General features: G+C 63.6%; 19 protein-coding genes and 2 tRNA genes. All 21 read left to right on the plus strand.

All coding sequences use genetic code 11. From position 1 onward, the window contains the following. On the plus strand, positions 1 to 1,975 hold a 1,975-nt coding region (locus VJ923_RS03950), incomplete at its 5' end, for a BspA family leucine-rich repeat surface protein (protein ID WP_326438780.1). Between the two features lie 141 nt (positions 1,976 to 2,116). Continuing rightward, positions 2,117 to 2,590, plus strand: a complete 474-nt coding sequence (locus tag VJ923_RS03955; RefSeq protein WP_326438782.1) for a DUF3990 domain-containing protein — start codon at positions 2,117 to 2,119, stop codon at positions 2,588 to 2,590. Further along, positions 2,577 to 3,032: a hypothetical protein gene (locus VJ923_RS03960; RefSeq protein ID WP_326438784.1), complete on the plus strand. Its 456-nt coding sequence runs from the start codon at positions 2,577 to 2,579 to the stop codon at positions 3,030 to 3,032. The genes VJ923_RS03955 and VJ923_RS03960 overlap by 14 nt, the downstream gene beginning before the upstream one ends. Positions 3,033 to 3,362: 330 nt before the next feature. Then, positions 3,363 to 4,628, plus strand: coding sequence for an RNA polymerase sigma factor RpoD (rpoD, locus tag VJ923_RS03965; protein WP_326438786.1), 1,266 nt, complete (start codon positions 3,363 to 3,365; stop codon positions 4,626 to 4,628). A 203-nt stretch (positions 4,629 to 4,831) separates the two neighbouring features. Continuing rightward, complete coding sequence (locus VJ923_RS03970; RefSeq protein ID WP_326438788.1) at positions 4,832 to 7,462, plus strand: DMSO/selenate family reductase complex A subunit; 2,631 nt, start codon at positions 4,832 to 4,834, stop codon at positions 7,460 to 7,462. 14 nt (positions 7,463 to 7,476) lie between these two features. Beyond that, on the plus strand, positions 7,477 to 8,094 hold the full coding sequence (locus tag VJ923_RS03975; protein ID WP_326438790.1) for a 4Fe-4S dicluster domain-containing protein: 618 nt from the start codon (positions 7,477 to 7,479) through the stop codon (positions 8,092 to 8,094). Between the two features lie 102 nt (positions 8,095 to 8,196). Further along, positions 8,197 to 8,865, plus strand: coding sequence for a TorD/DmsD family molecular chaperone (locus VJ923_RS03980; protein ID WP_326438792.1), 669 nt, complete (start codon positions 8,197 to 8,199; stop codon positions 8,863 to 8,865). Between the two features lie 8 nt (positions 8,866 to 8,873). Beyond that, positions 8,874 to 10,685 (plus strand): ATP-binding protein, encoded by a 1,812-nt coding sequence (locus tag VJ923_RS03985; protein WP_326438794.1) that lies wholly within the window; start codon positions 8,874 to 8,876, stop codon positions 10,683 to 10,685. Next, positions 10,678 to 11,388 carry a response regulator transcription factor gene (locus tag VJ923_RS03990; protein ID WP_326438796.1) on the plus strand — a complete coding sequence of 237 codons (711 nt, stop codon included), beginning with the start codon at positions 10,678 to 10,680 and terminating at the stop codon, positions 11,386 to 11,388. Before VJ923_RS03985 ends, VJ923_RS03990 begins: the two co-directional genes overlap by 8 nt. 22 nt (positions 11,389 to 11,410) lie before the next feature. After that, positions 11,411 to 13,585 carry a THUMP domain-containing protein gene (locus tag VJ923_RS03995; RefSeq protein WP_326438798.1) on the plus strand — a complete coding sequence of 725 codons (2,175 nt, stop codon included), beginning with the start codon at positions 11,411 to 11,413 and terminating at the stop codon, positions 13,583 to 13,585. 92 nt (positions 13,586 to 13,677) lie between these two features. Further along, positions 13,678 to 13,752, plus strand: a tRNA-Asn gene (locus VJ923_RS04000). Between the two features lie 155 nt (positions 13,753 to 13,907). Then, positions 13,908 to 13,993: transfer RNA gene (locus tag VJ923_RS04005), tRNA-Leu, on the plus strand. 80 nt (positions 13,994 to 14,073) lie between these two features. Next, a complete protein-coding gene (sstT, locus tag VJ923_RS04010) occupies positions 14,074 to 15,351 on the plus strand; it encodes a serine/threonine transporter SstT (protein ID WP_326438800.1) in 1,278 nt (425 codons plus the stop codon). 227 nt (positions 15,352 to 15,578) lie between these two features. After that, entirely contained in the window at positions 15,579 to 16,973 is a 1,395-nt protein-coding gene (gene tig / locus VJ923_RS04015) for a trigger factor (RefSeq protein WP_326438802.1), read from the plus strand. A gap of 339 nt (positions 16,974 to 17,312) precedes the next feature. Continuing rightward, complete coding sequence (gene clpP / locus VJ923_RS04020; RefSeq protein WP_326438804.1) at positions 17,313 to 17,945, plus strand: ATP-dependent Clp endopeptidase proteolytic subunit ClpP; 633 nt, start codon at positions 17,313 to 17,315, stop codon at positions 17,943 to 17,945. Between the two features lie 6 nt (positions 17,946 to 17,951). Beyond that, on the plus strand, positions 17,952 to 19,346 hold the full coding sequence (gene clpX / locus VJ923_RS04025) for an ATP-dependent Clp protease ATP-binding subunit ClpX (RefSeq protein ID WP_326438806.1): 1,395 nt from the start codon (positions 17,952 to 17,954) through the stop codon (positions 19,344 to 19,346). Positions 19,347 to 19,459: 113 nt separating this feature from the next. Then, a complete protein-coding gene (locus VJ923_RS04030) occupies positions 19,460 to 22,135 on the plus strand; it encodes a valine--tRNA ligase (RefSeq protein ID WP_326438808.1) in 2,676 nt (891 codons plus the stop codon). A gap of 67 nt (positions 22,136 to 22,202) precedes the next feature. Continuing rightward, entirely contained in the window at positions 22,203 to 22,706 is a 504-nt protein-coding gene (locus tag VJ923_RS04035) for a zinc ribbon domain-containing protein (RefSeq protein ID WP_326438810.1), read from the plus strand. A gap of 165 nt (positions 22,707 to 22,871) precedes the next feature. After that, the gene (gene thrS, locus VJ923_RS04040) at positions 22,872 to 24,791 is read left to right on the plus strand and encodes a threonine--tRNA ligase (protein WP_326438812.1); all 1,920 of its coding nucleotides are present in this window, start codon (positions 22,872 to 22,874) and stop codon (positions 24,789 to 24,791) included. Between the two features lie 165 nt (positions 24,792 to 24,956). After that, entirely contained in the window at positions 24,957 to 25,256 is a 300-nt protein-coding gene (locus VJ923_RS04045; protein WP_326438814.1) for a DUF997 family protein, read from the plus strand. After that, positions 25,249 to 26,733 carry a sodium/pantothenate symporter gene (panF, locus tag VJ923_RS04050; protein ID WP_326438816.1) on the plus strand — a complete coding sequence of 495 codons (1,485 nt, stop codon included), beginning with the start codon at positions 25,249 to 25,251 and terminating at the stop codon, positions 26,731 to 26,733. Before VJ923_RS04045 ends, panF begins: the two co-directional genes overlap by 8 nt. The last annotated feature ends 12 nt before the right edge of the window (positions 26,734 to 26,745 follow it).

The following is a 26,745-nucleotide window of genomic DNA, read 5'->3' on the forward strand; positions in this document are numbered from 1 at the left end:
TAGGGCCAGGGCCCTGAAGATCGTTGGCGCGACAGCGATGGCGACGGCCGTCACGCTCGCGGTTTCGATGGCACTGGTGCCGGCGGCGCTAGCGGTGGATGATGAAGGAGTGGCAGCCCAAGGGATTTACGCCATCTTCTACGACAATCCCCATGAAAAGTCTTACACCCTGGTGATTCAGAACGGAGACGCTCTTGACCCCAGCTATCCAGAGCCGTCCAAAGATCAGGTGGTGGCCATCTGCACGAATGGAGGCTCGGGTTGTAGGTGCGGCGACTCTGTGGCGGTAGAGCGTGCTGCCTATGTGACCGAGGTGGTAATCGAGCCTGGTGTGGCACCGCATTCTCTTGGGAGTTGGTTTTTCGGGATGTCAAAGGTGAAGAGCATCGACCTGTCGGGACTGGATGTTTCCCAGGTTGCCGACGCGAGCTATATGTTCTCGGGCTGCGTTTCGCTCACGAATGTGAGCTTGCCCCGTTTTGAGTCGAGCAAGCTGACGAACATGGAGAAAATGTTCCGGGACTGCTCTTCGCTGTCATCGGTCGTGTTCCCCGGTTCGTTCAAGACAGATGCCGTAACCAACATGAATGGCCTGTTCCTGAACTGCGCTTCCCTGAAGTCCGTTGACGGCTCCGTGTTCAATACCGCAAATGTGACCGACATGGGGTCTTTGTTCTCGGGATGCTCCTCGCTGAGATCTGTGGACCTCTCAAGGTTCAATACCGCGCAAGTGAGAAGTATGAGCAGCATGTTCTCGGGCTGTCGTTCGCTGCAGGCCATCGACGTTTCAAAGTTCGACACCTCCAAAGTGACGAACATGGGCGGCATGTTCTTTGCGTGCTCCTCGTTGGCCTCTCTCGATGTATCGAAGTTCGATATGACCAACGTGAAGAATAGCAACAACATGTTGAAGGCGTGTTATTCCCTTAAAACGGTCAAAGTGGGGGAGAAGGGTGACTGGGCCGGTTCGCTTCCTGACGACATCTACGTTGGCCAGCATGGTGGTTTTTCCGGCGTGGCGGAGACGTGGCGCTGGGTGGATAAGGCCACGGGCGCGAAATACCGATCCGACGAGATTCCGGCGCGGACTGCTGCTGTGTACGAGCTCGCGAGAATTCAATGCTGGCCCATCGCCGCATGTGATGTGGAATATGCCGATCCAAAGTCTGGGGCGAAGTGGGAGTACACAGGGGAGCCGATTCGCCCGGCGGTCGAGGTGTCGTCCAATCTCAACTGCGCAAATTGCCACATTGACCATCCGCTCGCCGTCGAGGATCTTGAAGAGGGGCGTGATTACACCGTGTCCTATCGAGATAATGTGCGTCCAGGAAAGGCCTCTGTCGTCGTGACGGGCAAAGGCAAGTATCAAGGTGAGAAGGTCCTGGAGTTCTCCATTGCGGATGCGTCCGCTTCTCGGCCCGACGACGGGAATGGCTCTGGTGCGGGCAACTCCGGCTCCAACAACGGCGCCGGCAACGGGAGCGGCTCTGGCTCCGGCAACGGCGGCTCCAACGGCGGCACCGCCAGCCCGGCCCCGAAGCGCACGGTGGCATTCTCCGAGGCCGTGGCCCTGCCGCTGGACGCGACGGGCGTGGCCATGGACAAGGACGACATCGTCCGCGACCTGGCCAAGCGCTTCGGCTCCCGCAAGGGCTTCCCGGCCGACGCCAGCAGCGTGGCAGTCACCATCATGCACGGCGATAAGGAAGTTGACGCCATCGACCCCCGCCGCGCCGGGGCCTACGAGGTGACGGCCGTGTACTCCATGCCCGACGGCACCGAGCGCGTGATCGAGGCCACCTACACCGTGGCCGACCCGACGGCGAAGGCCCCGGCGAAGGGCGCGGCCAAGTCCACGACCCGCCTGGCCCAGACAGGCGACGGCGCCCCGGCCGCCGTGCCCGCGGCCACCGCCGCCCTCGCCGCGTGCGCCCTGGCCGCCGCCATGGCAGCGCGCCGCCGCGCCCGCGGGTAGCACTGCCGATCTTGCGGCTGCTTCAACGAGTACAACCCGCCTCTCATCCGAGGCCCGAGGCCTGACGCTTCGGGCCTCGGCCATTTTTGGCGTTGGCGGTGCGGTATAATGAGTTCTTTCTCAGAAAGGAGCACGGTTTCCATGGCTCTCATGACGGTGTACCACGGCAGCGGGGACGTGGTCGAATGCCCGGAGGTGCGCATTGGGCGCTACACCAAGGATTTCGGCCCAGGGTTCTACTGCACGGTCATGCGCGAGCAGGCTGAGCGCTGGGCGCTTCGCATGCCGGTGCCGCGCGTTAACACCTATACCGTGCGCTTCGCTGAAGGTCTCGACATTCTTGAGTTTCGCGAGATGACTGAGGAATGGCTCGACTTTATCGTCGCCTGTCGCCACGGCGAGCCCCATGGCCATGATGTGGTCATCGGAGCCATGGCCGACGATCAGGTGTACAACTATGTTTCCGACTACATCGAGGGGGCTCTCACGCGAGAGCAGTTCTGGTCCCTTGCCAAGTTCAAATACCCCACGCACCAGATTGCCTTCTGCACGGAGGCGGCGCTGCAATCGTTGGAGTTCGTCAGATGCGAGGAGGTCGGCCATGGCAGGGCGTGAGAGTCGCCAGGCAAACGACGTGTTCTTCGCGTGCAGCCTCATCGACTACATTGCGCGGAAGACGAAGAACCGCCGCGTGGATGTGGCAGAGGCCCTCGGTTCCTCGCGATTGGGCCGCATTATCGAGTTGGCCGATGTGTACCACAGCGACAATATTGATGCCGTAAGCGATGGCTTTATCGAAGAGGCAGCCATTGGCGAGGGGTCTTTCGACAACGTGGCCGCGGCCCGCTACGCCGTTCCCTCCCATTGGGATGTGGGGAAGGTGTACAAGCGCCTTGTTTTAGCCATCGCCGATCGCGAGGGCGTCGATCTGCCTGAGGCTCTGCTACGGGCCTACCGGTCGCCCGTCAGTACCCTCATCGACGACTACAACGGCAGCTTCTATTACGATTCCCCTGAGGCCATCTACGATGCCTATGCAACGGGAGAGCTGGAGTAACAGTCGGTCCAGGGAGTACCTTCTCCGCCTTCTCTTCCCGGACTCGGGGGGCTCCTTCCGCTCGCGCGGCGTCGCCTCGGCGCCGCTCCCGGGGAAGGTTGCTACCGAACTCAGCCGAACGTGTTCAGCTGAGTCTTGAGAAAAGAAGGCGGTGTACGGATGAACATAAAATTCAACCGAAATCTCGCATAGCTGTAAGATGCGAACTTCTCGCCGGTTTTCCCTTGAAGGGCCTTCGCGTTTGTAGTATTCTTCTCTGCTGTATCTCTGCGCCAGAATTGCATTCTCATGCCCAAAATCAGGTGCAGACGCCAGAGAAAGGACCATCGCGTGGCAAATGCTGCAAAGAAGAATCCTGAGCAAGAAAACGAAGCGATTGTCGAGGAGATCCTGACCGAGGCCGTGGCCGAGGAGATTGAGGACGACCTGGACGACGACGATATGGAAAACGCCGAGCCGCCGGCGACCGCCGCGAACGACTCGTCTTCCGACAACCTCACGGAAGACAAGATCGAGGCGGGCATCGATTCCGAAGAGGACCTGCTCGACGGAATCCCTGAGGAAGAGCTGAAGGCCACGGTGGAGGCCGGCGCCCTTCCCAAGGTGACGCCCCGCACCAAGGCCCGCGCCCGCAATCGTGCAAAGCGCAATCCCGATGCCGGCGTGACCATGCTCACGGGCGACCCGGTGCGCATGTACCTGAAGGAGATTGGCAAGGTCCCGCTGCTCACCGCCGCCGAGGAGATCGACCTGGCCATGAAGATCGAGGCCGGCGTGGCCGCCACCGAAGAGCTGGAGAAGGCCGAGGACGACGGCATCGAGCTGGATCGCCGCGAGAAGCGCCGCCTCTCCCGCATCGAGCAGGTGGGCCTGGACGCCAAGCAGCAACTCATCGAGGCGAACCTGCGCCTGGTCGTGTCCATCGCCAAGCGCTACGTGGGTCGCGGTATGCTCTTCCTCGATCTCATTCAGGAGGGCAACCTGGGCCTCATCCGCGCGGTGGAGAAGTTCGACTACACCAAGGGCTTCAAGTTCTCCACCTACGCCACCTGGTGGATTCGCCAGGCCATCACCCGCGCCATCGCCGACCAGGCCCGCACCATCCGCATTCCCGTGCACATGGTGGAGACCATCAACAAGCTCGTGCGCATCCAGCGCCAGCTGCTCCAGGAGCTTGGCCGCGAGCCAACCCCGGAGGAGATCGGCGAGGAGATGGGCCTCACGGCCGAGCGCGTGCGCGAGATTCAGAAGATCTCCCAGGAGCCGGTGAGCCTGGAAACTCCCATCGGCGAGGAGGAGGATTCCCAGCTCGGCGACTTCATCGAGGACGACGCCGCCGTGGTGCCGCCCGATGCCGCCAGCTTCAGCATGCTGCAGGAGCAGCTGGCAAAGGTGCTCGAGGGCCTGGCCGAGCGCGAGCGCAAGGTCATCAGCCTGCGCTTCGGCTTGGAAGACGGCCACCCGCGCACGCTGGAGGAAGTGGGCCGCGAGTTCGGCGTTACCCGCGAGCGCATCCGCCAGATCGAGTCCAAGACCCTGGCGAAGCTGCGGCACCCCTCGCGCTCCAGCAAGCTCAAGGACTATCTGGAAGACTAACAATGAGAAGGCCGGCCCTGCGCCGGCCTTCTTCTTTCTTGCGTCGTGGGCGCGGCTTTGAGCTGGGACGCAATATCTTGATAAGAATTGGATAAGAAAAGATGCAGCGAACACTCATGGAGGTTCCATACATTGAGCGCTAGACTCTTGCCTCGAGGGAGGGTCCCTTTCGGACTCTCATCGAAACAAAGAAAGGGGAGTCTATGGAAAAGACTGCATCCGCAACTGCCCGCATCAGCCGTCGGTCCTTCATGGCGCTGTCTGGCTTGATGGGGGCCGGGCTGGCCCTTACTGCCTGCAGCCCTAACGAGGCAAAGGACTCGCAAGGCGACGAGGCCGCTAAGCTCGAGCTTGGTGGCGAGCCTTTGGACTACGACACGATGACGTGGTCCGGCTGCCATGTGAACTGCGGAAGTCGCTGCCCGCTCAAGGTGTACGCCAAGGACGGAACCGTCATTCGCATCTCGGTGGACAACGAGGGCGAGGACGAGGTCGGCCCGAATAAAATCCAGCAGCTCCGCTCCTGTGTGCGCGGGCGCACCAACCGCCAGCGCATCTACAACGACACGCGTATCCAGACGCCGCTCAAGCGCGTCGAGGGCACCAAGCGCGGCGAGGGCAAGTACGAGGAAATCTCCTGGGACGAGGCCATCGACCTGATCGCGACGACCATGAAGCAGATCAAGGAAGAGTACGGCAACGACGCCTTCTACATCCAGTACGGCACCGGCGTGCTCGGCGGCACCGTTTCCAAATCGTGGCATCCCGACCAGACGGTGTTCGCGCGCCTCATGAACCTATGGGGCGGCTACCTGCGCCAGTACGCCGACTACTCCACCGGTCAGATCACCTGGGATCTGCCGCTGCTCAACGGGGATGCTTGGTCGAACAACGACGTCATGAACCTCGTGAACTCCAAGAACATCATCTTGTTCGGCAACAACCCGGCCAACACGCGCATGTCCGGCTCTGCCATGCAGTACCTCATTACCCAGGTGCGCCTGGAGAACCCCGAGGCCAACATCATCGTGGTGGACCCGCACCTGTCCGACACCGCCGTGGGCATCGCCAATCGCTGGATCCCCATCCGCCCCGGCACGGACATGGCGTTGGTAGCGGGCATGATTCACTATCTGTTCACCGAGAACAAGCTCGACGAGCAGCTCATCCGCGACAAGTTCGTGGGCTTTTTCTCCGATACGTTCGTGGAGGACGTGAAGCTCGCCGAGCCGAAGAGCACGGCATTCATGGGCCTCGACAAGTCCGGCACGCTCATGCCCGACAAGGACATGTCCTACGAGGCGTACCTGAAGGGCACGGGCGCCTACGAGGGAACCGGCGAGAAGACGCCCGAATGGGCCGCTGCCATCACCGGCATCCCCGCCGACACCATTCGCGAGCTTGCCGATATCTTCATGGACCATCCGACGGCGACCATCCAGGGCTGGGGCCCGCAGCGCCACTCCAACGGCGGCAACAACACGCGCGCCATCGGCCTTATCGCGGCCATTACGGGCAATGTGGGCCTGTCCGGAGGCGGTACCGGTGCCCGCGAGGCGGTAGGCGGCGTGCCCTATCCGGTGCCCACGGCCATCCCGTGCTTCCCCGAGAAGAACACGGTGGACGTGTGCGTGTCGTTCTTCGATTGGTACCAGGCCATCGTCGACTACCAGTCGATGAACGACGCCACCTGGGGCATTCGCCATATCGATGAGAACGGTGTTACCAGCTACGCCGAAGAGCCGGGCACCATCAAGCTGAAGGCCCCGATCAAGTTCATTTGGAACTACGGCTCCAACGTCATGATGGGCCAGCATGCCGACATCAACGAGATGCTCAATATCTGCAACTTGCCCGATGAGAAGGATTTCGGCGTGCGCATGATCGTGACCGTCGATCCGTGGCTGACGCCCACGGCCATGATCTCCGACATCATCCTGCCGGGCACCACCCCCTTCGAGGAGGACGACATCACCTCCGGCGGCACCGGCTGGACGGGCTTCGTCTGCATCGAGACCGCGGCCATCGAGCCGATGTTCGAGGCAAAGCCCATTTACGAGATCGTGACGCTCATCGCCGACAAGCTCGGCCTCAAAGACGAGTTCACCGAGGGCAAGACCCAGCTCGACTGGCTCGAGTGGTGCTATGACCAGGGCATGGAGGCCGGAGCCGCCCTGCCCGCCACCTTCGAGGAGTTCCGGAGCACGGGCCTCTTTAAGCAGACCGACGACCACGAGCCGAGCATCGCCCCCATGCCCGACGAGCTCGCCACGCCCTCCGGCAAGTACGAGGTGTTCTCGAAGCAGGCCTTCAACCTCTCGAAGCAGTGGGACCTCACCGGCGACGGCTTCGTGCCCGACGACGGGCTCGACCAGATCACGCCGCTTCCCATCTACTACGACAGCTTCGAGGGCTACGGCGACCCGCTGCGCAAGGACTACCCGTTCCAGCTCATCGGCCACCACTACAAGACGCGCACCCATTCTTCCTATGGCAACGTGGCGTGGATGAGCGAGGTCGCGCCGCAGCAGTGCTGGATCAGCGAGCAGGATGCCGCCAACTTGGGCATCGAGCAGGACGATGTCGTCATCGTGTCCACAGTGCGCGGCCGCTCCCAGATGACCGCGAAGGTGACCAATCGCATGATGCCCGGTGTGGTGAGCATCCCGCAGGGTGCCTGGTACGATCCCGAGAGCCGCGACGCCGCCACCTTGGGCGACCCGTCGGTGCTCGACAAGGGAGGCTGCATCTCGGTGCTCACCTCCATGCGCCCGACGCCTATCGCCAAGGGCAACGGCGTCCATTCTAACCTGTGCAAGATCGAGAAGGCCTAAGAGGGGGACCCGCAATGACTCAATATGGCTTCTATGTAAACACTGACATCTGCATCGGGTGCAAGGCGTGCATGACCGCCTGCTTCGATCGCCAGAACCTCGAAGTGCCCCTGAGGTTCCGCAAGGTGTACGAGTTCGGCGGCGGCGAGTGGGAGCAAGACGATGCCGGCGCCTTCACGACCACGTCGTTCACCTACTACGCATCCATGACGTGCGGCCAGTGCGACAATCCGGCCTGCGTGGCCAACTGCCCCACGGGCGCTATGCAAAAGGATGAGGAACTGGGCTTGGTGAACAACGACAAGAGCCTCTGCATCGGGTGCATGACCTGCCAGAAGTCCTGCCCCTATCATCATCCCCAGCAGTTCGCCGACGGGCTTTCCTGGAAGTGCGTCATGTGCACCGACGAGAGCCCCGATGCCACGCCCGATCCGGCGTGCGCGAAGGCCTGTCCCATGCGCTGCCTCGAGTTCGGCCCCATCGACGAGCTGCGCGAGAAGCATCCCGATGGCGCCAACAAGATCGGCGAGCTTCCCGACGAGACGAGCCCGAATGTGGTATTCTCCCTTCATCGCGATGCCTCGAAGGGCGGAACGCTGATGAACCCGGCGGAAGTTTCCTCCGAAGAGTAAGGGGCTTCTGGCTCGCATGAGCGCAAGGGCGCTCCACGTGTCTAGCAGAAACGCGGCTGGTAGGGTGCAACCTTGCCAGCCGCCTTTTCGAAAGGGGAGGAAATGCAGAGCACGATGACTTCCGAGGAGGCCCAGGCGTGGGAGGCTCTCCTGAATTGGTGCGGATGGGCCCTCTACCACACCCCGTCCGCGGACGATGTCGCGAATTTGGTAGCCGAGAGGGCGGTGTTCGCCGAGCCGCCCTTCACCGAGATAGCGCCTGCGGGCTCGCGAGAGCTTGAGCAGGTGCTCGTCCGGGCCGGCGAAGCGGAGGACGGCGCGGCCGATTTGGCCCGTGCGATCCACCTCGACCACACTTATCTCTTCAGAATGACGGGGCAGAGCAAGACGTCCCCCTACGAGTCGGTGTACCGCACCGACGAGGCCATTATGTTCGGCGATACCTTGTTCGATGTGCGCACGCGCCTGGCCGACGCGGGCCTGCGTGTTGATTCCGACCTCAACGAACCCGAGGACCATGCGGGCCTTGAGTTCATGCTCGTAGGCACGCTCATGGGTCGAGGCGCCGTCGACGAGGCGCGCGCCTTTGCCTCGGAGCACCTTCTCGTGTTCGCGCCGGTGTATCTTGAGAACCTGAGGCGGCGCGCCCAGACCGACTACTATCGCGCTGTGGCAGCGATATGCGCCGATGCGCTCGCGCGCTTGGCGGTTGTGCTTAAGGCCGAGGCCGTCGAGCAGATTGATGTGACGCGCTACGCCGTCGAGCGCTAGGAACTGATGTGAGTCTCGAGGGAGTCGGCAGGAAGACGGGCCTTCGCACGAAGCTCATCGGCCTTTTGACGGCCGTGCTCGTCCTCATCACCGTCGTCTTCCTCTTCTACGCCTACGAGGACCAGCGGCAGCGCGCCGAGCGCGAGCTGCTCGAGGAATCGCGTGTGCTCGTGGCGGAGATGGATGCCGTTTGGGATTTCATCTCGTTGAACCAGAACACCATCAACTACGATTCGGACGGCGCCTACGACTATAAGGGCATTCACTGCGCCATTGCGGGCAAGTCCGTCGCGGCGCTGTTCTCCGAGCGAAGCGAGTACTCCATCCGCTTCACCAATCTGAACCCGCGCAACATCTACAACCGCCCCGATACTTACGAAACCGCAGCCCTCGAGACCTTTCTCCGGGATAGCTCGGCAAGCGAGATGTGGGGATTCGAAGAGGAGGGCGGAAAGCCTGTCTTTCGCTACGTCGAGGTCATGAAGGTCTCTGACGCATGCGTGGACTGCCACGGACGGCCCGCCGGCGAGATCGACGAGACGGGCTATATGAAAGAGGGCTGGGACGTGGGCGACGTGGCCGGAGCGGTCTCGGTGGTTGTTCCCGCCGAATCGGCTTTGGAGAGCATGAGGGCCGCCGTGGCGACCAACGTCGTGTTCTTCCTGCTGGTCGCCACCGCTATGGTCGTCATCATCTACGTCGTCATCAGCCGCATGGTGACCGAGCCGCTCACGGCGCTTCGCTCCGCCTTCTCCCGCGTGGCCGACCAGTCGTCCCCGAGCGGGACGAAGGGGAGTCTGGGGCCCGCGGGCGAGGAGGCTCCGCTGATCGCGGGGTCGTTGGACTCCTCCCCGCTTTTCACCACACGCGAGATAGACGGCCTGGTCGAGCAGTACCGGTCCATGGCCGAGCGCCTGAACACCCTCTATGACAGCCTCGAGTCGCAGGTGGCCGAGCGCACCGAGCAGCTTCAGCGCGCCAACGACGAGCTCGAGCAGCAGCGCAAGCGCGTCGAGGAAATCAACGAGCGGCTCCAGCGCGACAGCCGGTACAAATCCGACTTTCTGGCCATTGTCAGCCATGAGCTGCGCACGCCGCTCACCTCCATTCTCGCCTTCACCGATTTGCTGGAGCAGGAGATATCTCCCGATAACGAGGCGGCGGTCAAGCAGCTCGACGAGATCGACAAGAACGGCGCGCTTTTGCTGGAGATGGTGGACAACGTCCTTGAATGCGCGCGCATTCAAGCGGGATCCGAGTCGGTCAACCTTGAGCTCATCGACCTGAACGATATCGTCGGCATGATCGAGGCGGCCATGAGCCCCGTGGCGGTAAAGAAGGGCGTCTTGTTCGAGACCCGCGTCTCAGCGGCGGTTCCGCTCATTGAAAGCGATTGGGAGAAGCTGCGCCGCGCCATCGTCAACCTGGTGAGCAACGCGGTGAAGTTCACGCCGTCGGGAGGGCGCGTGACGCTGGAGGTGGAATACGAGAGCCCGGCCCAGCTGCTCCGAAGCGATCGGTGGCGCAGCGCTACCTTCATCGGCGGCGAAGTCCCGTCGGGCGGCGGCGTGGTCGCCATCACGGTAACCGATTCGGGCATTGGAATTCCCGCTGACAAGCATGTTCTCGTGTTCGAGCGCTTCAGGCAGGAGAATATGAGTACCGTGAGACGATACGGCGGAAGCGGCCTGGGCCTTTCTCTTGTGCGAGATCTGGTCGCGATGTTGGAGGGCTGTGTTACGCTGAGGAGCGCGCCGGGCGAGGGCTCGACGTTTTCGCTCTACGTGCCCGTTGCCTTTGAGGGGGGAATCGATGACTAAGGTCATGCTTATCGACGACGATGAATCGATGCAGGTGCTCATCGAGCAGATAGCCCTGCGGGGCAACTACGACTACTGCTGTGCCGGAAATGGAAAAGACGGCCTGGAGATGCTCCGTGCCGAGCGTCCCGATTTTCTCATTCTGGACGTCATGCTCCCCGATACCAACGGGTTCGAGATCTGCGAGACGCTTCGCGCCGAGGGACGCAGGATACCCATCATGTTCCTCACGGCCAAAGGCGACATCGTGGACAAGTCCATCGGCTTTAAGGCCGGTGCCGACGATTACCTGGTGAAGCCCTTCCAGCCAGAAGAGCTGCTGCTGCGCCTGAACGCCCATCTGCGCAGCCGCAAGAGGTACAGCGGGCACGAGGGGGCGGAGCGCGGCGCGCATCCCGAGGTGTTCCGCGTGGGCGACCTGGAGATTCATCCCGGCAAGTACGACGTGCGCCTTCGGGGCGAGTCGGTGGCCCTCTCCTCGCGCGAGATCGAGCTTTTGGAAGTGCTTGCCTCCGATGCCGGCGGTGTGTTCACGCGCGACCAGATTCTCGAGGCTCTCTGGGGCAGCAAGGATGCCGCCGACCCCAACTCCATTACCGTCATGGTGCGCAAGATTCGCGAGAAGATAGAAGATGACCCCTCCAAGCCGTGCTATCTTATTACCGTTTGGCGCATCGGCTACAAGCTGGCCGATCGCATATAGTCGGCTGAGACGGGAGTCCCCTTTGGGCACATTTGAATCCTATGAGTTTTTCGCCACCTGCTTGCCGGGGGCTGAGTCGCTGCTCGCCGATGAGCTGCGCGCGCTGGGGGTGCGCAAGGTGCGCCCCCTCAAGGGCGGGGTGGCCTTTTACGGAAGTGCCGAGCGCGCCCTTAAGGTGTGCCTCTGGTCGCGTCTTTCGGGACGCGTCAATGTTGCCGTGGGGCGCGTGGACGCAGCGAGCGCCGATGCGCTGTACGCCGGGGTGCGGGCGCTGCCCTGGGAGGAGGTGATCGCGCCTGCGGCGAGCATCGCCGTGCGGGCGAGCGGCACCAACGGCGAGCTGCGCAACACCCAGTTCACCTCCTTGAAGGTGAAAGACGCCCTGTGCGACCGCCTGAGCGAGAAGCGCGGCTTACGGCCCGATGTGGACACGCACCGCCCCGATGCGCTGGTGGAGGTGCGCGTGCGCGAGGGCAGGGCGACGCTCTCCCTCGACCTTTCCGGGCGCTCGCTGACGCGGCGGGGCTACTTGGAAGGCGCGGCGAGCGAGGAGGCGCCCTCGGTGGTGGCCCAGGCGGCGGCGCTTCTGGCCCTTTCCGGCGCCGCCGAGCGCTTCGGCGAGGGCTTTCGGTTCTGCGACCCCGTGGAAGACGACGGCATCCTGGCCCGCGAGGCCGCCGAGGTCCGCGAGGACCGGGCGCCGGGGCTTCTGCGCGAGCGCTGGGGCTTCACGGGCTGGGCGGCCTTTCCCGAGAGCGCGTGGGCCCATCTTCTGGACGAGGCCGATGCGCGCTGCGAGGCCCGGGCGCGCGAGCGGGCCCGGGCCGCCGAGGCGCCGGACGCCCCGCTGCGCGTTGCGAGCGTGGCCTCGGCGTTTCGCGCCGACGGCGACGCCGAGGCGATAGCGGCCCGTACGGCCTGCGTGAGCGCGTCGCGCACAGCACCGGCCGGCTCGCGCTTCGCCTTCGCCGGCCTGGGGGACATGGCGTCGAAGTTCAAGGAGGCGCCCGCCACCGTCCTCAATGTCGGACGCGGTCGCTCGGAGACGATCATCGAAGTGTTCGATCTGCCGCCCCGCGAGCCGGTGACCATTGCGGTGGCCAACCCGGCTGGCGGCACCGATGTGAGCGTCGAGGTGAACGACGCCAACGCCGCCCAGTTCGCCGCGCGTCTGCGCAAGGTCTTCCGCGAGCGCCGCAAATGGGCGGCCCGGGAAGCTGTTCGCTGCTATCGGCTCTACGACGCCGATCTGCCTGAGTACGCCTGCGCCATCGACCTGTACGAGGGCGCCGGTGCCGATAGGGGAGCGCTGTTCGCCCATGTGGCCGAGTACCAGGCGCCGAAATCCGTGGACGAGGCCACGGCCCGCGCCCGCTTCGAGGACGTGCTCGCCCTTGTTCCTGTCGTGCTGGGCATCTTGCCGGACAACGTGTTCTCGAAGGCCCGCAAGCGCGCTCGGGGCGGCGGCCAGTACCGCGATGCGGGCCATCGCAGCTTCGTGACGCGCACCACCGAGGACGGCCTTCTCTGCGAGATAGACCTCGGCGGGTATCTGGACACCGGCATCTTCCTCGACCATCGCGTCACCCGCGAGCTGGTGGGGAAGATGGCTGCGGGCAAGCGCTTCTTGAACCTGTTCGCCTATACCGGTGTGGCCACGCTGCACGCTCTTGCCGGAGGCGCGACCGAGACGACCACGGTCGATCTTTCCCAAACCTACCTCGACTGGGCCGCGCGCAATCTTGAGGCCAATGGCTTTACGTGGGAGATGGCCGGCACGCTGGGAGCCAAGCACCGCGAGGGGAGAGGCGCCCCGAAGGGCCGACGTCCCCAAGCGGCGGCCTCCAACCGCCTGGTGCGCGCCGACGTGATTCGCTGGATATCCGAGGCGCGCAGGGCCAACGAGCGCTACGACCTCATCTTCGTGGACCCGCCGACCTTCTCGAACTCCAAGGCCATGGGCCGGCGCACCTGGGACGTGCAGCGCGACCACGTGGAGCTGCTCATCGGCGTTACGCGGCTTCTGGCCGAGGACGGTGTGGCGGTGTTCTCCTGCAATCTGCGCACCTTCAAGCCCGATATCGAGGCCCTGGCCCGTTACGGCGTTGCGCTCGAGGACATCACGGCGAGCACCATCCCGCACGATTTCGAGCGGAACCCCCGCATACACTGCTGCTACCTTGTGCGCCGCAATTAATTTTGCCGTCGGGGAAAATTGGGTCTTGCAAAGACGTTCCCCTTCGTTATAATGCTATCTTGCGCGTAAGGGCAAAGGCCCGAAGCCATTATTCCTCGGTAGCTCAACGGCAGAGCATCCGGCTGTTAACCGGAGGGTTGTAGGTTCGAATCCTACCCGGGGAGCCAGACTTTTGAAGAGTCCGCTTCGGCGGGCTCTTTTTTCTTCTCCATACCACTCGTCCGCTCCAAATCGCCTATCCGGATTGTGAACGTGCCGCCCTCGTTTCTTTGCTATCATTAACGAATCTGGTGAGGTTCGACTCACCGTTTTCTGTAGGAATGCGGGCGTGGCGGAATTGGCAGACGCGCCAGATTTAGGTTCTGGTGGGCAACCCCCGTGAAGGTTCAAGTCCTTTCGCCCGCACCATCCAGTTCATGGGACTTGAGGCCCTTTCCCCGTGAACAGGCGCAGCGTCTTGCGCTGTGCGCGATGAAAGGAGAAGTGCCTTGGCAGTTCCCGGTATTATCAAGAAGTACAACGAGGTCAGCCTCATCAAGCGCATTCTCGTTGGCCTGGCCATCGGCGTGGTGCTCGCCGTCGCATTCCCCGGCAGCGCCGAGAGCGCCTTCGGCGAGGTTGTCATCCTTCTCGGCTCCCTGTTCGTCGGCGCCCTGAAGGCTGTGGCCCCCATCCTCGTGTTCTTCCTCGTTATCAGCGCGCTTTGCAACGCCAAGGGCGCCGGCAACATGAAGATGGTCATCATCTTGTACGTGATCAGCACGCTCGTGGCCGCTATCGTGGCCCTTATCGGCAGCGAGCTGTTCCCCACGGCCCTTACGCTTGACACCTCCTCCATGGTGGAGCAGGCGGCGCCCGAGGGCATCGGGGAGGTGCTCACCACCCTGCTCATGAACGTCGTGTCGAACCCGGTGGATGCCCTGGCCAACGCCAACTACATCGGCATCCTCGCCTGGGCCGTCATGATCGGCATCGCTCTGCGCGCGACGAGCCAGCAGGTCAAAGACGTGTTCTCGGCCGTGTCCGACGCCGTCTCCAAGGTGGTCCGCTGGGTCATCAACATGGCGCCCTTCGGCATTCTCGGCTTGGTGTACACCTCGGTGAGCACGTCGGGCCTGGAGATCTTCACCGAGTACGGCCACCTCATCCTCGTGCTCGTGGCCTGCATGGCCATCATCGCTTTGGGCACCAACCCGCTCATCGTGTGGATCTGCACCCGCAAGAACCCCTACCCGCTGGTGCTGCGCTGCCTGAAGGACTCCGGCCTCACGGCGTTCTTCACCCGCAGCTCTGCCGCCAACATTCCCGTTAACATGGAGCTGTGCCGCAAGCTGGGCCTGAACAAGGACAACTACTCGGTGTCCATCCCGCTCGGCGCCACCATCAACATGGCGGGTGCTGCGGTCACCATCACGGTCATGACCATGGCCGCCTGCCAGACCCTCGGCATCATGCCCGACCCCATCACCGCCGTCATCCTCTGCGTGCTCGCCGCGGTGTCCGCTTGCGGCGCCTCCGGCGTGGCCGGCGGGTCCCTTCTGCTCATCCCCATGTGCTGCGCGCTGTTCGGCATCGACAACTCCGTCGCCATGCAGGTCGTGGCCATCGGCTTTATCATCGGTGTTATCCAGGACTCCTGCGAGACCGGCCTGAACTCCTCGTCCGACGTGCTGTTCACGGCCACGGCCGAGTACCGCCAGCTCATCAAGGAGGGCAAGGAAGTGCAGCTCGGCAAGGATTCCTTCGCCTACCACGAGCTCAGCTAAGGGAGCCGAGAGCCCCGCTTGCTGTGGAAGGCCCGCTTCGGCGGGCCTTCTTGTGTGAAATTGCCGATAGGCTCCCGGCAAACGGTAGCCGAGGGTCGGGGGTTGTGTCATAATAGCGAGCCGTGCGCTTCTGCGGGCGATTCGCCTGAAGAGTCGCCGAGAGAAGTGACAGCGCGAGGCGCTTTTTTCGCCCGCGCCCCCGTAAGAGTACGATGGAGGAACTATTCGTGGAAACTAAGGTTGAGTCCCTGGAGGGCAACAAGGTCAAGGTCACCGTCACCGTTGACGCCGCCGATATCGACGGCCGCATCAAGAAAACCTACAAGGACTTCGCTCGCAAGTACAACTTCCCGGGATTCCGCAAGGGCAAGGCCCCGCGCCCGGTTATCGACAACGCGCTCGGCGCCGAGGCCGTGGCGGCCACCGTCACCGACGAGCTGCTCAACAGCACCTGGGCCGCCGCCATCGACGAAGCGAAGCTGTCCCCGGTGGGCGGTCCTTCCATGGAGGACACCGATCTTGTGCGCGCCGGCGAGCCCTACGAGTACGCCTTCACCATTGAGACGCGCCCCGAGGTGGAGCTTTCCAGCTACGAGCCGGTGGCCATCGAGATGCCCTTCGCCGAGGCCACCGAGGCCGAGATCGATGAGCAGATGCAGGCCATGGCCGAGCACTACACCGATTACGAGGACGCCTCTGCCGCCACGAAGATGAAGCCGGAGAACTACGCCGACCTCACCATGAAGGCCACCGATGCCGAGGGCAACGAGATCGCCTCCCTCACGAGCGAGTCCCGTCTGTTCGGCCCGGGCACCGGCATGTTCTCCGAGGCCTTCGACGCCGAGATTCTCGGCATGAAGAAGGGCCAGACCAAGGAGTTCACCCTGGATGTCCCCGCCGACGAGCAGGCCGTGCTCCTGGCCGGCCAGGCCGGCAAGACGGTCACCTTCGAGGTCACCTGCAACGTGGTGAAGAAGAAGGCCACCCCCGAGATCACCGACGAGTGGGCCAAAGAGACCATGGGCTTTGAGTCCGTCGAGGATATGCGCGAGCGCATCAAGGAGTCCCTCGAGATGCAGAAGGGCAACATGATGCCCCGCATCAAGGAGAACAACATCATGGTGGAGCTGCGTGAGCGCGTCGAGGGCGACGTGCCCGAGGCCATGGTGGAAGAGGCCGAGACCTCGCTGCTCCAGGACTTCTTCGGCCAGCTGCAGCAGGCCGGCATGACCTTCGACGCGTACCTGGGCAGCCAGGGCATCACCCCCGACCAGTTCAAGGCCGACCTGAAGGCCCAGTCCGCCGACCATGTGAAGGAAGAGCTCGCTCTTGAGGCCTGGGCCCGCCACAACAACATGGAGGTCACTGACGAGGACATCTCCGCCGAGTTCGCCAAGAGCGGCGCCGAGGATCCCGCGGCCCTCGAGCAGGAGTGGCGCGAGGCGGGGCGTCTGCACCTCATCCGCACCGGTCTGCTCCGGAGCAAGGCCATCGAGGACCTCATGGAGAACGCGAGCGTGACCGAGGTGGACTTCGCCGCTAAGGCCGCTGAGGAGAAGAAGTCGGCCAAGAAGACCGCTAAGAAGAAGGCTGCCAAGAAGGACGAAGAGGCCGCTGAGTAACCTTTCTGGTTCTTGTGCTTTTTTGGAAGGGCGGGGTATCCCGCCCTTCTTGTTGGGACACGCCTGTGGGGGAGCCACGCGGCATTCTGATTCGCTCAGACAGTCCTCGCTTGGTGAAACAGTCCACTGGACTGTTTCAGTCGCTGCGGAACTCGCTCGGTCAGAACACCTCGTGTCTCCCTACCGTCAACTGTGGTTGAGCACTTCTTTGACCTCAAGCGGTCTCTGCTGTGTTCATTTGCGCGTTTCGCTTGCATTGCGAACGGATGTATAGCAATATGATTCTGAACTATGGACAGGCCGCCTGAGCGCGGCCCTATTTGCGAAAGAGAGGCACCCATGGGCATCGAACGCGTGAGCAACGCCCTCATTCCCTACGTCATTGAGCAGTCGCCGCGGGGCGAGCGCAGCTACGACATCTACAGCCGCCTGCTCAACGACCGCATCATTTTCCTCGGCGAGCAGATCGACGACCATGTGGCCAACTCCGTCGTGGCGCAGCTTCTGCACCTGGAGGCCACCGATCCGGACAAGGACATCTCCCTGTACATCAACTCGCCGGGCGGCTCGGTCACGGCCGGCCTCGGCATCCTGGACACCATGAACTTCATCAAGTGCGACGTGTCCACCATCTGCATCGGCGAGTGCGCCTCCATGGCCGCGGTGCTCTTGTCCTCGGGCACCAAGGGCAAGCGCTTCGTGCTGCCGAACTCCATGGTGCTCATCCACCAGCCTTTGGGCGGCGCCCAGGGCCAGCAGACCGAGATCGCCATCGTGGCCGACTTCATGCTGAAGACCCGCAAGCGCCTGAATAAGATCCTGTCCGAGAACACCGGCCAGGACATCGAGAAAATCCAGCTGGACACCGAGCGCGACAACTACATGACCGCCGAAGAGGCCAAGGCCTACGGTCTTGTCGACGAAATCATTTACCACCACGGCGCCATGCCCGGCGAGAAGAAGAGCGAATAGGACCCCATGAACCACCGTCACGAAAACTTCGGCCCCACCGACAACTATTTCTGCGCCTTCTGCGGCAAGACCGGAGACCAGGTCAACGCCATGATCTCCGGTCCCAACGGCATCTACATCTGCGACGAGTGCATCTCGGTATGTGCCGACGCCATGATGCGGGACATGGGCTATGCCATGGCCCAGGAAGTGGAGATGCTCGAGGAAGACCCGCGCCGCATGGGCTGGATGAACCCGCCCGCCGCCCAGGCGGAGCGCGACGCGAGCCCCGTGGTGGACGACGCCCCCACGCCGGCCGAGGTGCTGGGAGATCTGCCCACGCCCCACGAGCTGTACGCCCGCCTGTCCGAGCATGTCGTCGGCCAGGAAGAGGCCAAGCGCGCCCTGTCGGTAGCCGTCTACAACCACTACAAGCGCATCTCCATGGGCGCCGCCGCCCAAGAGGGCGACGTGGAGCTCGCCAAGAGCAATATCATGCTCATCGGCCCCACGGGCTCGGGCAAGACCCTTCTGGCCCAAACCTTGGCCCGCACGCTGAAGGTGCCCTTCGCCATCGCCGATGCCACCACGCTCACCGAGGCGGGGTACGTGGGCGAGGATGTGGAGAACATCCTGCTCAAGCTCATCACGGCGGCTGATTTCGAGGTGCCCCGGGCCGAGATCGGCATCATCTACATCGACGAGATCGACAAGATCGCCCGCAAGGCCGAGAACCTCTCCATCACCCGCGACGTATCCGGCGAGGGCGTGCAGCAGGCGCTTCTGAAGATCGTCGAGGGCTGCGAGGCCTCCGTGCCGCCCCAAGGCGGCCGCAAGCACCCCCAGCAGGAGCTCATCCCCATCGATACCACGAACATCCTGTTCATCTTGGGCGGCGCCTTCGTGGGCCTGGCCGATATCGTGGCCCAGCGCGTGGGCACCACGTCCCTCGGCTTTGGCAGCGAGCTTCCCGCCTCCAAGAAGGAGTCCGAGGCCGAGCTTCTGAAGAAGGTCCTTCCCGAGGACTTGAACAAGTACGGCATGATTCCCGAGTTCGTGGGCCGCATCCCGGTCATCACGTCGTTGAACGAGTTGTCCGAGGAAGACTTGGTCCGCATCCTCGTCGAGCCGAAGAACGCGCTCGTGAAGCAGTACACGCGCATGTTCGAGTTCGAGAACTCCGCGCTCACCTTCGAGCCTGAGGCCCTCACCGCCATCGCCCATGAGGCGGTGGAGCACGGCACCGGCGCCCGCGGCCTGCGCTCCATCTGCGAGCGCGTGCTCATGGACGTCATGTACGATCTGCCCGAGCACAAGGACGCCACGGCCGTTACCGTGCGCGCGAGCGATATTACCGGCGACACCCGTCCGGAAATCGTCGCGCGGGCCGACAAGCGCGAGCAGGCGGCCCTTTCTGCCTAACGAGCAGGGCCACATGTGCGATAATCGCCCAAGGCAATGAAGGCGGACGGCAAAAGCGCGCCGTCCGCCTTGCTATATCAAGCAGTTAACAGGGAAAGCGAGGTTTGAGCCCCATGTCCGAGGACAAGAAGAAGTCCACCGACTACGCCGCCATGGAGCGCCCCATCTTCGAGGCTTGGAAAGAGGCCGGCTACTTCCGCCGCACGCCCGGTCGCGGCGAGCACGGCGGCGAGTCCTACACCATCGTCATCCCGCCGCCGAACATCACCGGCGTGCTGCACATGGGCCATGCCTTGAACGACACCATCCAGGATGCCTGCATCCGCCGCGCCCGCATGCGCGGGTTCCAAACGCGCTGGATCATCGGCACCGACCATGCGGGCATCTCCACCCAGACCAAGGTGGACAAGCGCTTGGCCGAGCGGGGCATCTCCCGCCTGGAAATCGGGCGCGAGGCCTTCATCGAGGAATGCTACAAGTGGCGCGACGAGTACGGCACCACCATCGTGAACCAGATCAAGGGCATGGGCTGCTCCTGCGATTACGACGACGAGCACTTCACGTTAGAGCCGGCCTACGTGCGCGCCGTGCGCAAGCTGTTCACCGACTGGTACCACGCGGGCATCATCTACCGCGGCAAGCGCATCGTGAACTGGTGCCCCAGCTGCACCACGGCCATCGCCGACGACGAGGCCGAGTACGTGGACGAGTCCGGACACTTGTGGTACCTGCGCTACCCGCTCGCCGAGCCCGTGGACGGGCTGGAGTACCTCATTGTCGCCACCACGCGCCCCGAGACCATGCTGGGCGACACCGGTGTTGCCGTGAACCCCAAGGACGAGCGCTTCGGGCACCTCGTGGGCAAGACGGTGAAGCTGCCGCTCGTGGACCGCGAAATTCCCATCTTCGCCGACTGGCACGTGGACACCGAATTCGGCACCGGCTGCGTGAAGGTGACCCCGTCCCACGACCCCAACGACTGGGCCATGGGGGAGCGCGCCGGCCTTTTCCGCATCAACATCTTCGACGAGACCGCGCACGTGGTGGAAGGCTACGGCAAGTTCTCCGGCATGGACCGCAACGAGGCCCGCGAGGCGGTCGTTGCCGCCTTCGACGAGCTCGGCCTGCTCGATCACGTGGAAGACCACGACCACTCCGTCATGACCTGCTACCGCTGCCACACCAAGCTCGAGCCCTGGGAGTCCGAGCAGTGGTTCGTGGCCGTGGACGCCCTGAAGGAGCCCGCGGCCCGCGTGGTGGAGGACGGCTCGGTGCAGTTCCATCCCGCGCGGTGGCGTCAAGTGTACCTGGACTGGCTCGCCAACCTGAAGGACTGGTGCATCTCCCGCCAGCTGTGGTGGGGCCATCGTATCCCCATGTTCTACTGCGACGCCTGCGGCTGGGAGGACGCCTCGGTGGACGAGATCGAGGTGTGCCCCGTCTGCGGGGCGCCGGTGCGCCAGGACGAGGACGTGCTGGACACCTGGTTCTCCAGCCAGCTGTGGCCCTTTGCCACCATGGGCTGGACCGAAGAGGGCATGGACGCGCTCGAGATGCGCGCCGCCTACCCCACGCAGGTGCTCTCCACGGCCCGCGACATCATGGGGCTTTGGGTCGCCCGCATGGTCATGGCCTCCATGTACTGCTGCGACGAGACCATTCCCTTCGAGGACGTCATCATCCACCCGACCGTGATGGCCGCCGACGGCAAGCCCATGTCGAAGAGCCGCGGCAACGGCGTGGACCCGTTGCGCCTCATGGAGGACTACGGCGCCGACGGCATGAGGTTCGGCCTGCTCATGCAGGTGACCGGCGCCCAGGACATGCGCTTCAACGAGGCCAAGCTGGAAAGCTCCCGCAACTTCGCCAACAAGGTGAAGAACGCGAGCCGCTTCGTGCTCATGAACCTCGACGGCTTCACGCCCGGCGACCCTGAGCCGATTACGCCGGCCGACCGCTGGATCTTCTCGCGTCTGGCGAAGATCGTGGCGACGGTGGATGCCGGCTTTAACAACTTCGAGTTCGGCGACATCACCCGCGAGCTCTACGGATTCGTGTGGAACGAGTTCTGCGACTGGTACATCGAGTTCTCCAAGGCGCGCTTGGCCGAGGGGGCCGATCCGGCCGACCGTCTGGCCTGCCAGCGCAACCTCGTGTTCGTGCTCGGCCAGATTCTGCGTCTTCTGCATCCCATCATGCCGTTCATCACCGAAGAGGTGTACGGCGAGATGCCGGTGAAGGAGGAGGGCGCGCCCATGCTCATCGTGGCCTCTTGGCCCGATGCCGCCTCTCTCGCGCCGTACGTGGACGAGGACGCCGAGCGCGCCATCGCCATGGTGTGCGAGGCGGTGGGCGCCATTCGCTCTACCCGTTCCCGCTACGGCATCTCGCCGAAGACGGCGCTGCCCGTGGCCGTGAAGGTGGCCACGGAAAACGATGCCGCCCTGCTTACCGCCCAGGCCCACCTCATCGGCCAGCTCGCCAACGTGGAAGAGCTCGACGTGGCCGTGGAGGCCGTGAAGCCCGCCGAGTCAGCCGTGGTGCTGGGGGCGGGTCTCGAGGTCTACATCGTGCTCGCCGGCCATGTGGATTTCGCGGCTGAGAAGGCCCGCCTGGCAAAGGAGCGCGACGCGGTGGCCAAAGACGCCGCCAAGTTCGAGAAGAAGCTCGCCAACCCCGGCTTCCTCGCCAAGGCCGCGCCCGAGATCGTCGAGAAGGACAAGGCCAAGCTTGCCGACCTCACCGACAAGCTGCAGCGTTTGGATGCACAAATCGCGGAGCTGGGATAGGCCGGGGCAGAGTTTGCTATAATGTGCCGACACGTCATCAATTGCACTCGAATCAGAAGAGGTTGATATGAGCGAGCTTTTAGCCCAGCTGTGGACGCCCGAGATGCAGGCGGCCTTCACCGTGGTTTTGGTCCTGCTGGTTATCCTGTACGTGCTGTCTATCGTATGGGTCGTGCGCGACGCCTACCTGCGCGGCACGGCCTGGTACATCTGGGCCGTGGTGGCCCTGGTGCCGGTGCTGGGTCTTGTGGCCTACTGCCTGCTGCGCCCGCCGCTTTTGCAGCTCGACCGCGACGAGCAGGAGCTGGAGATTGCGCTCAAGCAGCGTCAGCTCATGAAGTACGGCGAGTGCGCCAACTGCGGGTATCCGGTCGAGGCCGACTTCGTGCTGTGCCCGAACTGCCACACGCAGCTGAAGAACCTCTGCATGCGCTGCAACCATGCGCTCGAGCCCTCCTGGACGGTGTGCCCCTACTGCGCCACGCCCGTGGGCGCCCCGGCACCTCAGGCCTCGCGGCCTCGTCGCTCCTCCGGCGCCGCTCGTCAGAGCCGACCTTCCAGCCAAGGCTAGGCTTTGTAACAAGTTGCCTTTCAAACAGAGTCGCTTCGGCGGCTCTGTTTTAATAGGGGAGCGCCGGAACCCCGGCGCTTCGATACGGGGCCGAGGTAGTCAACGCCTCGGCTGAAACCGCGCAGGTGCTCTGTGTGCACCCGGCGCGAGGAAAGGAGTTCTTCTATGAACATCGTACTGCCCGACGGATCGGCCAAGGAGCTCGAGGACGGCACCACCGTTGCCGATGTGGCCGCCTCTATCGGAGCGGGCCTGGCCCGCGCCGCCCTGGCCGGCATCGTCAACGATGCGCCCGTCGATTTGGACGCCGTCGTCTCAGACGGCGATTCCGTGGCCATCGTCACCGCGAAAAGCGACGAGGGCCTCGATCTCATGCGCCATTCGGCGGCCCATCTTCTGGCGGCGGCGCTCACCGATCTGTACCCGGGCGTGAAGTTCGGCGTGGGGCCGGCCATCGAGAACGGCTTCTACTACGACATCGAGCTGCCCGAGGGCGCCTCCGTCTCGCCGGACGACTTCGCCGCCATCGAGGCGCGCATGGCCGAGATCGCCAAGTCCGAAGCTAAAATCGTCCGCCGCGAGGTGACTCGCGATGAGGCCCGCGATATTTTCGCCGCCCAGCCGCTCAAGCTCGAGCTCATCGACGAGCTGGGCGAGGACGAGACCATCTCCATCTACCAGCTGGGCGACTTCACCGATCTGTGCCGCGGCCCTCATGTGCCCGACACGGGCAAGATCGGCGCCTTCAAGCTCACCAAGGTGGCCGGCGCCTATTGGAAGGGCGATTCCGAGCGCGACATGCTCACCCGCATCTACGGCACGGCCTTCTTCTCCAAGAAGGATTTGGAAGAGCACCTGCGCAACCTGGAGGAGGCCGAGAAGCGCGACCACCGCAAGCTGGGTCGGGAGCTTGGCATCTACATGATGGAGCCCATGGCCGGCGTGGGCCTGCCGCTGTACCTTCCCAAGGGCGCCCGCGTCATCCGCACCCTGCAGGAGTGGCTGCGCCGCGATCTGTACGAGCGCGGCTACGAGGAGGTCATCACCCCGCACATATACAACGCCGATGTGTGGAAGACCTCGGGGCACTACGGCTTCTACCACGAGAACATGTACTTCTTCCAGATCAACGAGGGCACCGACGAGGAGCCGCGCTACTCCGAGTACGGCGTGAAGCCCATGAACTGCCCGGGGCACGTGATCATCTACAAGAACGACCTGCACTCCTACCGCGACCTGCCGCTGCGCTACTTCGAGTTCGGCACGGTGTACCGCCACGAGATGTCCGGCGTGGTGCACGGCCTTCTGCGCGCCCGCGGCTTCACCCAGGACGATGCGCACATCTTCTGCACCAAAGAACAGGTGGTCGACGAGGTGGTGGCCATCCTCGAGCTCGTGGACTACATCATGGGCACCTTCGGCTTCACCTACGAGGCCGAGATATCCACGCGTCCCGACAAGTCCATCGGCACCGACGACATGTGGGAGCATGCCACCGAGTCGTTGAAGGAGGCCTGCGCGCGCCGCGGTTTGGCTTACGACATCAACGAGGGCGACGGCGCCTTCTACGGCCCGAAGATCGACATCAAGGTGAAGGACGCCATCGGGCGCACCTGGCAGTGCTCCACGGTGCAGATCGACTTCAACATGCCCATGCGCTTCGGGCTCACCTACCGCACCGAGGACAACACCGAGGAGACCCCCTGGATGCTGCACCGCGCCATCTTCGGCTCCATCGAGCGCTTCCTCGGCATCTTGATCGAGCACTACGCCGGCGCGCTGCCGCTGTGGCTGGCGCCCGTGCAGGTGGCCGTCATTCCCATCGCCGACCGCCACAAGGAGGCGGCCGCCGAGTTCGCCGGCGAGCTTAAGGCCGCAGGCGGGCGCGTGGAGGTGATGGACGCCAACGAGCCCATGAAGGTGAAGATCGCCAAGGCCCAGAGCCAGAAGATCCCCTATATGATCGTCATGGGCGACAAGGAAGTGGAGGAGAGGCTCGTCAGTGTGCGCGAGCGCTCCGAGGGCGATTTGGGCCAGTGGGACCGCGCCAAGTTCATCGATGTGATTCGCGACGCGGCGCTCTAGGCGCTGCCGTCTTCCGACCGTAGCCGGGAACTCCGGTCTCGGCCTCTTGCATTTGAAAGCTCTGAGGGTACACTGCCCTCAGAGCTTTTTTGCTCGCCCGCGAAGGATCGGGCGCGTGACGGCTAATGGGAGCCGCACCGACCCGGGCCGCGAGAGGAGAAAACCATGAAGCCAAGCTTCACCAGCTATGCCGCGAAGATGCGGCAGGCAAACCGAGAGGCGGTCGCTACCGTTATCGCTCTCGTCGTCATCGTCGCCGTATGGTTCATCGGCGGCATCGGACTTTCCGGATGCGGTATCGAGGTGTTCTCGACCCCTATCTGGATCATCGGCGGAACCGTGGGGCCGTGGGTAGCGGCCATTATCTGCGCTGTGGTGCTCGCCAAGTGCGTGTTCGCCGATTTCAGTCTCGATGAGCCGGAAGAATCCGAAGAATCCGAAGGCGAGGAGGTGCATCATGGCTAGCATCGCCTCGCTTGCACCTCTCGTCTTGTTTCTGCTCGTCGCCCTGGGCGCGAGCGTCGTCGTGCGCCGGCGCACCGCTGCGGCTGGCGGCGGGTTCGTGAAGAGCTACTTCATCGGCAACCGCGCCTTGGGCGGGTTCGTACTGGCCATGACCACCATCGCCACCTACGGGTCGGTGAGCTCGTTTGTGGGCGGCCCGGGCCAGGCCTGGCAGATCGGCTTCGGCTGGGTGTACATGGCCGTGGTGCAGGTGACCGCGCTCGTACTGCTCTACGGCATCTTCGGGAAGAAGATGGCGCTCGTCTCGCGCAAGCTGAACGCCGTTACCGTGGTGGATGTGGTGCGCGCCCGCTATGGTTCAAACGCCCTGGCGAACTGCTCGGCCTTGGTCATCGTGCTCTTCTTCGCCGCCACTATGGTGGCCCAGTTCGTCGGCGGCGCGAAGCTCTTCGAGGCGGTGACGGGCTATTCCTATCTGGTGGGCCTGGTGCTGTTCGGCATCGCCGTCGTTTTGTTCACCACTATCGGCGGCTTTCGCGGCGTGGCGGTCACCGACGCGCTGTGCGGCATCATGATGCTCGTGGGCATCGGCGTGCTCGCCTATGGCATCTTAAGCGCCGGCGGCGGCTACGAGGCCATCATGACCTCGATCAAGGAGACCTCGCCCGAGATGCTCGAGCCTTTCGGCGGCGGCGCCATGCCGCCCTCGCTGTACTTCACCCAGTGGCTGCTCGTGGGCGTGTTCACCTTCGTGCTGCCCCAGTCCGTCGTGCGCACCATGGGCTACAAGGACGTGAAGTCGCTGCATAAGGCGATGATCTGGGGCACGGTGATCATCGGCGCCATGATGATCGGCGTCACGGCCTTGGGCGTGCTCTCGGCCGGCGTGCTCACCGAGGATCTGGCGGCCTACGGCGGCAGCGTGGACAACATTATCCCGACGGTCATCGTGCAGTCGCTTCCCCCGGCCCTTGCGGGTGTGGCCATCATCGGCCCGCTGTCCGCTTCCATCTCCACGGTGTCCTCGCTGCTCATCTCGTCGTCTTCGGCCATCATCAAGGACGTGTACCTGCACTGGTGCGACGACAAGGGCACCCGTCCCGCCGAGCGCTCCATCGCGTTTTCCAGCCAGGCGGTTACTTTCGCCGTGGGCATGCTCGTCTTCGCGCTCTCCATCGTGCCGCCCGATGTCATCTGGAAGATCAACATGTTCGCCTTCGGCGGCCTTGAGACGGCGTTTTTGTTCGTGCTCGTGGGAGGCCTGTTCTGGAAGCGCGCCACCGCGACCGGCGCCCTGCTTTCCCTGGCGGGCGGCACGCTGGCCTACTGCGCTGCCATGGCCGCGGGCTTCAAGGTGGCCGATTTGCACCAGATCGTCATCGGCGTTGTGGTGGCGGGCGTGCTCATGGCAGTGGGCTCGCTGGCCAGCAAGCAAAAAGAAGACGCCCGCATGGACGTCTTCTTCCCAGCCGATTAAAGCTTTTTGCGG

Source organism: Adlercreutzia shanghongiae, from assembly GCF_035830635.1.
In the GTDB taxonomy this organism is placed as follows: domain Bacteria; phylum Actinomycetota; class Coriobacteriia; order Coriobacteriales; family Eggerthellaceae; genus Adlercreutzia; species Adlercreutzia shanghongiae.